Here is a 10,781-nt window from a genome sequence, read left to right as displayed (position 1 = left end):
AGTACAAGAGAAAATGTGAAATATTAAGGAGTAATTTATGAGTAAAACAGTTGTTTTAGCTGAGAAACCTTCAGTTGCAAGAGATATCGCCAAGGTACTAGATTGTCACCGTAAAGGAAATGGCTATTTAGAAGGTAATAAGTATATAGTAACGTGGGCATTGGGACATCTCGTTACATTGGCAGATCCTGAGGGATATGACCATAAATATAAAACATGGAATTTAGAAGACTTACCAATGATTCCCGAAAAATTAAAATTAATTATCATTAAAAAAACGAGTAAACAGTTTCAAGCTGTAAAAACACAATTATTAAGAAAAGATGTAGCAGATATTGTAATCGCCACAGATGCGGGGCGCGAAGGTGAACTTGTAGCAAGATGGATTTTACAAATGACTAAAGTAAATAAGCCAATCAAAAGACTTTGGATTTCTTCTGCAACAGATAAAGCGGTTAAAAAAGGATTTAGTAATTTACGAAGTGGAAAAGAATATGAAAATTTATTTCAATCTGCGGTAGCAAGAGCAGAAGCGGATTGGATTGTTGGGATTAATGCGACTCGTGCCCTTACATGTAAGCACAATGCGCAGCTTTCTTGCGGAAGAGTACAATCTCCAACCCTTTCTATGATTTATGAGCGAGAAAAGGAAATTAAAGCATTTAAACCGCAAACATATTATGGACTACAAGTAATCGCAAATAATGCAACGTTTACGTGGCAAAACAGTAAAACGAAGGACACAAAAATAAAAACGAGTGAAGAGTTGCAAAAACTAGTAGGGAAATTAAAAGGCAAACAACTAATCGTCAAAGAAGTATCGACTAGTCAGAAAAAAACATTTGCGCCTGGGTTGTATGATTTAACAGAGCTTCAACGAGAAGCAAATAAAAGATATAATTTTTCTCCTAAAGAAACATTATCAATCATGCAAAAACTATATGAGCATCATAAAATAGTTACTTATCCGCGTACAGACTCTCGCTACTTGTCTTCAGATTTAGTTGATACATTAAAAGAACGATTACTAGCATGTAATATGAAGCCGTATGGAAAAATAATTATGAAGCTTACGAATCAGCCAATTAAAGTAAATAAATCGTTTGTTGATGATACAAAGGTTTCTGATCATCATGCAATCATTCCAACTGAAGAAGCACCTATACTTAGTGAGCTTTCATCAAAAGAATATAAAATCTATGAATTAATTGTCAGTAGATTTTTAGCAGTATTACTTCCTCCATTTGAATATGAGCAAACAAATGTTATCGCTGAGTCTGAACAAGAAACGTTTATTGCGAAAGGGAAAAGAGTACAATCTCTTGGCTGGAAAGAAGTTTTTCAAGATCAAGAAGAGCAAGATCAGAAAGAAGAGCAAAAGCTGCCAGTCATTAAACAAAAAGAAACTTATGAAATGTCTCGATCTATTGAAACGAAAGGCCAAACAAAACCACCTGCATTTTTTAATGAAGCTACTTTATTAAGTGCAATGGAAAATCCTGTTCAATTCATGTCTGGAGAAAGTAATGAGTTGAAGAAGACAATAGGAGAAACTGGCGGATTAGGTACTGTTGCAACGAGAGCAGATATTATTGAAAAGTTATTTAGTAGTTTCCTAATTGAGAAAAAAGGTAAGGATATTTTTATCACGAATAAAGGAAAACAGCTTTTAAATTTAGTACCTGAGGCGTTAAAATCCCCTGCATTAACTGCAGAGTGGGAACAAAAGCTTCAAGCAATCTCAAAAGGAACTTTATCTAAAAGCAATTTTATGAATGACATGATCGCATTTGCTTCTACTGCGGTGAAAGAAATTAAGCAAACCGAACAAACATTCAAACATGATAATATGAGCAGCACGAAATGCCCTGATTGTGGAAAACTGATGCTTGAAGTCAATGGGAAAAGAGGGAAAATGCTTGTATGTCAAGATAGAGAATGTGGACATAAAAAGACTATTTCTCAATCGACAAATAGTAGATGCCCGAATTGTTTCAAGCGATTAGAGCTAAGAGGAGAAGGCGAAGGACAAATATTCGTTTGTTCATGTGGTCACCGTGAAAAACTTTCTACTTTTAAAGAAAGACGTTCTAAAGAAAAAAACAGTAAGGTTTCGAAAAAAGATGTACAAAAATATTTAAAACAACAAAATAAGCAAGAAGATGAACCATTCAACAATCCATTCGCTGAAGCGTTGGCAAAATTAAAAAAACAGTAGTCAAAATACAAAAACCAGGTAAATGAATTACTCAATACCTGGTTTTTTTCTATCATTTGCATAGGTGTTCACTATTTCGACATAATGATCATCAAAATAGCTTTCAAGTTCATTTTTTAGCTTTTTTGAAAGGATAGGGCTTTTCCCCGAGGTTGACACAGAAACGATTAGATCGCCTCTTCTCATTACAGCGGGTGTATGAAAATCACTATTTTTCTGGTCACTTACATCATTAAACCATTGAAAATCCGTTGTACATTCTTTAACAAATTGATTGACTACTTTATCATTAGTTGCAGCAATAACAATATGAGCTTCTTTTATGTCATCTTTTTCAAATCGTTTGTTGATATGTGATATAGAAGGGAATTCCTTGAAATCCTCAATGATCTGTGGGCTAATAATGGTAATTGCTGCGCCACTTTTTACAAATGCCTTCGCTTTACGCAATGCAATTTTCCCTCCACCAATGATGACAATGTTTTTATTCGTTAATGTAAATACTAAAGGAACCATTTCCGTCATTAGATCGCCCCGCAGATATGTTGAATTTAGGTTAAATGTATTGATATTAATTAATTTTATCATAGACCCATTGAATTTTTAGACATTTTTGAGATTATAAAGAATAAAATAAAACATTCGCTAGATTCCTAAATAATATACGAATCTATGAAAACGTTTCGACAAGTTATGTATAAGTATTTCTTTTTTTCAAAAATGCTATATAATAGGATTTGTAGCAGAGTAATCAAAAAAATTTTTTCTATTTTACGAAAGCGGTTGCATAAAAATGAAACCGTTAACAAACAACAAATATAATTTATATAGGTGAAAATAATGAAAAGACTATTTGATGTAAATGAATGGAAAATTGTAGAAACAGAATTGCATAAAGAAGAGTTCCGTCTTGCAGAAAGTATGGTTAGTTTAGGAAACGGCCACATGGGAATGAGAGGAAATTTTGAAGAGAAGTATTCTGGCGATTTCCATCGTGGATCATATGTGGCTGGCGTTTGGTTCCCAGATAAAACGCGAGTTGGCTGGTGGAAAAATGGGTACCCAAATTATTTTGGAAAAGTAATCAACTCAACAAATTTCATTGGTATTAATGTATTGATCGATGGAGAAGAACTGGATCTAAATACTGCCGTTGTAAAAGAATTTTATAGAGAATTAGATATGCAACATGGTGTATTAACGCGTAAGTTTACAGTCGTTCACGGAGAAAAGGAAACGGGCATTGAGGTAATTCGTTTTTTATCTGTTGCTAAGAAGGAATTGGCTGTCATTAAATATACAGTTACAGCTAAAAATTACACTGGTCACATTACATTTGTTCCGTACTTAGATGGCGATATCCGTAATGAGGATTCGAATTACGATGAAGATTTCTGGGTAGAAGTTAATAGAAATGTAGAAGACTATTTTGGCAGTCTTCAAATGAAAACAAAAGATAATCCGTTTGGTTCGCCTACATTCCAGGTAGCAACTACGATGGGGATTACCGTACAAACTGAAAATGCAAAAATCGCATCAATTTTAAAAAGTGAAAAAGAAGAATACGTTGATAATACAATTGTTATTAATGTACCAACAGGGGAATCTGTCAGTCTTGTTAAATATGTCGCAGTAACGACAGACCGAGATTATGATGCAAATGAATTAGTTACAAAAGGAAAATTAGTAGTAGAACAAGCAATTTCATATGGTTTTGAAGCAGAACTAGCAGACCATAAAAAAGGATGGCTAGATCGATGGGAAATAGCTGATGTAATGATTAATGGAGACGCCGAAGCACAACAAGGTATCCGATTTAATTTATTTCAGTTATTTACCACTTACTATGGTGAAGATGCACGATTAAATATCGGTCCAAAAGGATTTACAGGCGAAAAATATGGTGGAGCAACATATTGGGATACTGAAGCTTATGCAATACCATTGTATTTATCAACTGCTAATCAAGAAGTCTCAAGAAACTTACTAGTGTACCGTCATAATCAATTAGAAGGCGCTTATCATAATGCTAAACAGCAAGGACTAAAAGGTGCATTATATCCAATGGTTACATTCACGGGTATTGAATGCCATAATGAGTGGGAAATTACGTTTGAAGAAATTCATCGTAATGGAGCAATTGCATATGGGATCTATAATTATGTAAATTATACTGGCGATAAAGCCTATTTAAATGAATATGGGGTAGACGTATTAACTGGCATTTCTAGATTTTGGGCTGACCGAGTGCATTACAATAAAAAGAAAAATGTATATATGATGCATGGTGTAACTGGACCAAATGAATATGAAAATAATGTGAATAATAACTGGTATACAAATCGAATAGCTAGCTGGACTTTGGAGTATACATTAAAAGTAATTCAGTACTTAAAGAGCAATGGGTTTGAAAGCCGTATAAATGGGTTAAATATTACTAAAGAAGAAGTAGAAAAGTGGCAAGATATCATCAACAAAATGTATTACCCATATGATGAGGAATTGAATGTTTTCGTTCAGCATGATACATTCCTTGATAAAGATTTAATGACGGTAGACCAGCTAGCACCAGAACATCGTCCATTAAACCAAAACTGGTCATGGGATCGCATTCTTCGTAGTTGCTTTATTAAACAAGCTGATGTGTTACAAGGGATGTACTTCTTAAACGACCAATACTCAATAGATGAAAAACGCCGCAACTTTGAGTTTTATGAGCCAATGACAGTACATGAATCATCGCTATCACCTTGTGTACATTCTATTTTAGCCGCAGAATTAGGTATGGAAGAAAAAGCGTATGAAATGTATAATCGAACTGCAAGGCTTGATCTTGATAATTACAATAACGATACTGAAGATGGACTCCATATTACTAGTATGACTGGTTCATGGTTGGCGATTGTACAGGGCTTTGCTGGAATGCGTACTGCAAATGAGACACTATCTTTTGCACCATTTATTCCAAGCACGTGGACGAATTACTCGTTTAAAATTGTCTATCGTAAACATCGTTTAACAATTGAAATTAATCAATCGAATGTTGTTATTACACAAACTGGTCCTACTTTACAATTAAAACTTTATGGAAATGAAGTGACAATTGCGGAAAATGGAGAATTAACAGTAGCGATTCAAAAGTAGTAACGATTCATTCAGAGAGAGAACTTAACGTTCTCTTTCTGAATTTTTTTAATGAAGCCTAAAGTGATTTAAAGGAGATGCAGAAAATGACAAAGGAATTACAAGCAATAATTTTTGACTTAGATGGTGTAATTACAGATACTGCTGAATATCATTACTTAGCTTGGAAGCAACTAGGTGAAGATGTAGGAGTACCCTTTACTCGCGAATTTAATGAAGAATTAAAAGGTGTATCTCGTATGGATTCACTAGAAAAAATTCTAGCATTAGGCAATAAACATAATGATTTTACTGCAGATGAGAAAATGTCATTAGCTGAAAAGAAAAACGAACATTATGTTTCATTAATTCAAAATATTTCTCCTACTGATATCCTACCGAAAATCGAAGAATTAATAGTGGATATTAAAGAGATGGGCCTAAAATTAGGACTAGCCTCTGTTAGTAAAAATGCGTTAGCTGTTATGTCATCTCTAGGGTTAAAAGAACAGTTTGATGTAATTGTAGATGCTGCAACAATCAAAAAAGGTAAACCTGACCCAGAAATCTTCTTAACAGCGGCAGAATTATTAAATGTAGATCCAAAAGCTTGTATCGGAATTGAAGATGCAGCAGCTGGAGTTGACTCTATTAAGGGTGCAGGAATGTTTGCTGTTGGAGTTGGTTCAGAACAGTCATTATCAAAAGCTGATATTGTTTACACTGCTACTTCAGAATTGTCATTAGAAAAAATCATCGAAGAATATAACAAATAAAATAATAGTAACGTAGAAAGAGGTGAATGTTTGATTCATCTCTTTTTTATTTTTGTCTTTTTTCTAAGAGATTGTTGCTTATAGAAGATGGAACTATAAAGACAGAAATTGATTACAACGGAAGGTGCGAGACTCCTGTGGGAGATGCGGGAAGGTTGAGACCCCGCAGGAGGCCCACAGGATGTGGGTGACAGGACGTCGTGGTTTTAGCTGCCTACCTTTCTCAGCTCACGCCCTACGGAAAGGGAGCATTCTGGAGTTGTAATCAACTAACGCATTCTTAAATAGTAACGATGTTTACGAAAACGTGCTTGTTTTTTAAGAATTGATGTCTCTTTGCACACCAAAAAAATACAAAATAATGGAGAGTAAACCAACAATTTAAAACCTTTTTATTAAATTTCACGATATCTACATATAATTACTATGCAATACACTATTATATCTGTTAGGATAATTAGTATTATTTTTATTGAAAAGATAATGATAAGAGTGGGATGAATATTATTAGAAAAGGTGAGTAATATGTTTAACAAATTAAAGAAGTTATTTGGTACAGGTGAAAATGAAAATCCATCAACTGTTGAATCTACAACATCAGTATCGAAAGAAGTTGCAATTAAGGCACCTTTAACTGGTGAATTCAATGATTTATCGGAAGTGCCAGATCCGGTTTTTGCTGAAAAGATGATGGGTGACGGTTTTGCAATTACACCAAGTGAAGGCGTTGTTGTATCACCTGTAGATGGAGAAATCGTTCAAGTTTTCCATACAAAACACGCAGTTGGCATCCGTTCAAATGAAGGTCTAGAAGTTTTAATTCATGTAGGATTGGAAACAGTAAAACTAGAAGGTCAAGGATTTGAAGCTCATGTGACTGAGGGCCAAAAAGTAAAAGCGGGAGATCAGTTGCTAACATTTGATCTAAACTACATAAAAGAAAATGCAAAAAGCACAATAACTCCTGTTATATTCACAAATGGAGACATTGCTGAAAATATTGAAATAAATGCATCTGGAGCAATTCAAGCCGGCTCTACAGTTGCTAATGTTACCTTAAAATAAAAAGCCCAAAATGAAATGCCCCCCATTGTTAGTCACAATTAACAATGGGGGTTCACTTCAAAAAGGGCTTTTTTTTATGCAGTTCTTACTTTAAATTGGCGTTTTCGCTTAGCATGTAAACCAATAAAGAGTGGTTTTATAGTTGGTTGGTTTTCAATGATGAATCGTTTTAATAGTAATGGAATTGTTATACCAATAATGGTAAAGAAAAGTGGACCATAATCGAAAAACTGTGAAAATACCGCGTTTGCAAACAAGTGAATATACATAATCGTTAATGATTCTTTACCGCAGATTGTACATGGTTTGATGATGTTTACCTTCGCCATGATCTGACATAAATAAAGTAATGCTAAACACATAGTGATGGGAATGATCGCGTCTAAATATAAGTGGTCGTAACGTAAATATTTTAAGCTTAAATGATAATCTAACTTATTTACGTGATAAAGACTCATAAAGATTATGCTGCAGAAAATGCTAAATATACCTATATAATCAGGAATTGACGAGATGAATCTTTTTGCAAAGTAGCCGAAGCCTAAAAAGAAAATCGCTAAAAATGCAACGTCTATATTCCAAGGAATGATAATATTATTGAAAGTTGATTTTCCGATTAAGGGTACTAAATTAATTGTCTCAAAATGTGCGATTAAGTAACAAGAGATAACCACCAATAATCGTGTAAGATTTTTCTTGAACAGTAGGCATGTGATTGAAAATAAAATTTGAGTGATAAATAAACATGTCACATACCAAAAGACACCATGTATACCAGTAATAAATCTTCCACCAATCAACAATGAAACTCCTTCTTTCATAATGGTGGATAAATGTATCGGACCTTCTTGCGCTTGCAAAATTAGTTTATACATACTAAATAAGATTAAATACGTACAGTATGGTACAAGTAATCTGAAGGCTAGTTTTTTTATATAAAATTTTAGTTCACTGAATGAATTAACAGGTTTAAATAAATATCCACTTATCATAAAAAATAGTGGCATATGAAACCAATAAATAAACGTTATTGATTGCGGACCACCTTCAGAAGAATGACCATAAACCACTAATAAGATCCCGATCATTTTGGCCACATCTAACCATTGTTCTCGTTCTTTTTTCATATGATCACCTAATTATTTTTTTTTAATTGCCACCATATTGTAACCAAAAATTATTACAGAGCTAAAACAATGCTATTACAATAAAGTTATAAAAAGTAACATTTTTATGTGAAAAGCTTTGAAGTTAGTCTTAGGTAAATGGTATGTAAAGCTACAATATTAATTAATACATTATTTTAAAAGCATTAAAAATTGTTAATAATTGGGAATTTCGACACAAAAATATGATCTCGGAGGTTATACTGAAACAGGCTAAATATTGTGACTATATTCATTAAAACGATAAAAATTAATTCATGTAATTAGATGAGGTGAAAAAGTGGATTCAATCATTGAAGTAAAAAACTTACAAAAAAAGTACGGGGACTTTTATGCAGTGAATGGAATTAGTTTTGAAGTTGTAAAAGGAGAAGTTTTTGGTTTGCTTGGTCCAAACGGAGCAGGTAAGTCGACTACAATGGAAATGCTCGTTGGATTAAGAAAACCAGATGGCGGTACGGCTACAATCGCTGGACAGTCAATTGGTAAGGACGCAAGCAAAATCAAGCAAGAAATCGGTATACAGCTCCAATCAACATCTTTATTTGAGCTACTAAAGGTTAAAGAAATCATCGAATTATATGCCAGCTTTTACCCATCACATATACCGATACAACCACTTATTGATGAGATGTTATTAACAGAAAAACAAAATAGTTTAGTCAAAGGTTTATCAGGTGGTCAAAAACAGAGATTGGCAATTGCATTAGCACTTATACATGATCCACAAATTATATTTTTAGATGAACCGACTACTGGACTAGATCCACAAGCTCGTCGGACTTTATGGGATATCATTCTTACTTTAAAAGAACGTGGGAAAACGGTCGTTTTATCTACACATTATATGGATGAAGCACACGTGTTAGCGGACCGAATAGGTATTATGGATCAAGGAAAACTGATTGCATTGGATACTCCAAATAATTTAGTCAGTTCAATTGAAGCTGAAAGTGCGATTGAATTTAAAACGAAATCTCCTGAGAGAGTAGATGAATTTAATCATTTGGAAAGTGTAACGAACATTGTAGTTAATCATGATTTTGTTACACTGTATACACGTAATCTCCAATTTTCATTAATTTCATTGTTAGAGTACACAAAAGAAAAAGACATCTCTATTTCAGATTTATCAACGAGATCTGCGACGCTAGAAGATGTATTCTTAAGCATGACTGGAAGGGGGTTACGTGAAGAATGAGGGCTTACTACCAACTGACTTTAGCGCAGCTCAGAATTTATGTGCGTAATCGCCAAGCTTTAATATGGACATTATTATTTCCATTTTTCTTTATGATTATTTTTGGACTAATGTTTAATGATGGAAATACCACTACTTATTCGGTTAACTTAATTGACTATGATAAAACTCAAGCAAGTAAAGAAATCGTTTCGATACTTAATAAGCAGAACTCGCTGAAAATTCATCAAAAAAGCGATGAAGAGAAAGCGAAAAAGTCTTTATCCGATGGGAAAACAGATTTTGTCATCTTGATTAAAAAAGGCTTCCAGGACCAAGTTACTTCTAAGAAAAATGTCCCTGCGCAAATTCAAGTTCTCTATAATGAGAGTAAAATGGGCCAATTACAAGGTGGAATTGCTACAATTACGGCTAATATAGACGGTGCTAGTAAGCAAATGGCTGGATATACACCAAAAGTAGTAACAACATTAAAAGGAGTAGAAGGAATTACTCTGTCCTATTTAGATTTTCTTGTGCCTGGAATTATCGCGATGCAAATCATGAATAATAATATGAATGGGGTTGCGGGGCAAATTGCGTCATGGAGAGAACGTGGTGTTTTAAGACGTATGCAAGGAACGACTTTAAAGGCTTCTACATTTATTGCAGCCCAAATTACAGCAAGATTAATCCTTAATAGTTTACAAGCAATATTAACAATTTTAATAGGCTATTATGGTTTTGATGTAAGCATTAGAGGATCATTTCTTTTAGTTGTCCTATTTGTTGTATTAGGGACATTAACATTTATGAGCATTGGTTTTATTATCGCTAGTTTAGCTAAAAGTCCTGAAAGTGCAGGGCCGATTGCTGGATTTATCTCATTCCCACTTATGTTTTTAGGGGGAGTATTTTTCCCTGTAAACAATATGCCTGAATACTTGCAACCTATTATAAAGACAATACCAATCACCCATTTATCCACTGCCATGCGAGATATTATGAATATCGGAGCAACTTTCGGTGATCTAGCAAGTGATTTCGGCTGGTTATGTGTATGGATGATTGTAAGCTTTTTAATTGCTGCAAAAACCTTTAGATGGGAATAATAATAAACAGATCATTATTCATAATAGACATAGAAAAAAGGCCTTCAATTTCATTTTGAGATTGAAGGTCTTTTATTGTCTTCCAGATTACTAACAAATCGCATAGTTTTAAATTATATATAGCATACTACAAAAAAATGA

Annotated in this window: 8 protein-coding genes; 6 read left to right on the top strand and 2 right to left on the bottom strand. The window is 33.7% G+C overall.

Going from position 1 to position 10,781, the window contains the following annotated elements:
- Nucleotides 1-37 precede the first annotated feature (37 nt).
- Nucleotides 38-2,218, top strand: a complete 2,181-nt coding sequence (locus tag V7056_RS01010; RefSeq protein ID WP_499698499.1) for a DNA topoisomerase III — start codon at nt 38-40, stop codon at nt 2,216-2,218.
- A gap of 27 nt (nt 2,219-2,245) precedes the next feature.
- Here V7056_RS01010 and V7056_RS01005 read toward each other — a convergent pair whose 3' ends face one another.
- Nucleotides 2,246-2,743 carry a precorrin-2 dehydrogenase/sirohydrochlorin ferrochelatase family protein gene (locus V7056_RS01005; RefSeq protein WP_499698498.1) on the bottom strand — a complete coding sequence of 166 codons (498 nt, stop codon included), beginning with the start codon at nt 2,741-2,743 and terminating at the stop codon, nt 2,246-2,248.
- 315 nt (nt 2,744-3,058) lie between these two features.
- Here V7056_RS01005 and V7056_RS01000 point away from each other — a divergent pair, with 315 nt between their 5' ends.
- The 3 genes from V7056_RS01000 (at nt 3,059) to V7056_RS00990 (ending at nt 7,182) form a co-directional block, all read left to right on the top strand.
- Nucleotides 3,059-5,362, top strand: a complete 2,304-nt coding sequence (locus V7056_RS01000) for a glycoside hydrolase family 65 protein (RefSeq protein WP_499698497.1) — start codon at nt 3,059-3,061, stop codon at nt 5,360-5,362.
- 86 nt (nt 5,363-5,448) lie between these two features.
- Nucleotides 5,449-6,117, top strand: coding sequence for a beta-phosphoglucomutase (gene pgmB / locus V7056_RS00995; protein WP_499698496.1), 669 nt, complete (start codon nt 5,449-5,451; stop codon nt 6,115-6,117).
- A gap of 525 nt (nt 6,118-6,642) precedes the next feature.
- Nucleotides 6,643-7,182 (top strand): PTS sugar transporter subunit IIA, encoded by a 540-nt coding sequence (locus tag V7056_RS00990; protein WP_088001527.1) that lies wholly within the window; start codon nt 6,643-6,645, stop codon nt 7,180-7,182.
- 74 nt (nt 7,183-7,256) lie between these two features.
- Here V7056_RS00990 and V7056_RS00985 read toward each other — a convergent pair whose 3' ends face one another.
- On the bottom strand, nt 7,257-8,309 hold the full coding sequence (locus V7056_RS00985; RefSeq protein WP_499698495.1) for an acyltransferase family protein: 1,053 nt from the start codon (nt 8,307-8,309) through the stop codon (nt 7,257-7,259).
- Between the two features lie 319 nt (nt 8,310-8,628).
- On the opposite strand from V7056_RS00985, the gene V7056_RS00980 reads away from it, so the two are divergent.
- Together V7056_RS00980 and V7056_RS00975 are read left to right on the top strand one after the other, a co-directional pair.
- Nucleotides 8,629-9,549, top strand: coding sequence for an ABC transporter ATP-binding protein (locus V7056_RS00980; protein ID WP_499698494.1), 921 nt, complete (start codon nt 8,629-8,631; stop codon nt 9,547-9,549).
- Nucleotides 9,546-10,640, top strand: coding sequence for an ABC transporter permease (locus V7056_RS00975; protein ID WP_499698493.1), 1,095 nt, complete (start codon nt 9,546-9,548; stop codon nt 10,638-10,640). Before V7056_RS00980 ends, V7056_RS00975 begins: the two co-directional genes overlap by 4 nt.
- Nucleotides 10,641-10,781: the final 141 nt, after the last annotated feature.

This window comes from Bacillus sp. JJ664 (genome assembly GCF_036962205.1).
GTDB lineage: Bacteria > Bacillota > Bacilli > Bacillales > Bacillaceae_G > Gottfriedia.
Note: the sequence above shows the minus strand (reverse complement) of the source record. Positions and strands in the feature narration are given on the sequence as shown.

What these genes read in the sequence shown, in the direction of transcription:
- V7056_RS00990 (WP_088001527.1), top strand. Translation starts at nt 6,643, where the DNA reads ATGTTTAACAAATTAAAGAAGTTATTTGGTACAGGTGAAAATGAAAAT.
- V7056_RS00975 (WP_499698493.1), top strand. Translation starts at nt 9,546, where the DNA reads ATGAGGGCTTACTACCAACTGACTTTAGCGCAGCTCAGAATTTATGTG.
- V7056_RS01000 (WP_499698497.1), top strand. Translation starts at nt 3,059, where the DNA reads ATGAAAAGACTATTTGATGTAAATGAATGGAAAATTGTAGAAACAGAA.
- V7056_RS00985 (WP_499698495.1), bottom strand. Translation starts at nt 8,309, where the DNA reads ATGAAAAAAGAACGAGAACAATGGTTAGATGTGGCCAAAATGATCGGG.
- V7056_RS01005 (WP_499698498.1), bottom strand. Translation starts at nt 2,743, where the DNA reads ATGACGGAAATGGTTCCTTTAGTATTTACATTAACGAATAAAAACATT.
- pgmB (WP_499698496.1), top strand. Translation starts at nt 5,449, where the DNA reads ATGACAAAGGAATTACAAGCAATAATTTTTGACTTAGATGGTGTAATT.
- V7056_RS01010 (WP_499698499.1), top strand. Translation starts at nt 38, where the DNA reads ATGAGTAAAACAGTTGTTTTAGCTGAGAAACCTTCAGTTGCAAGAGAT.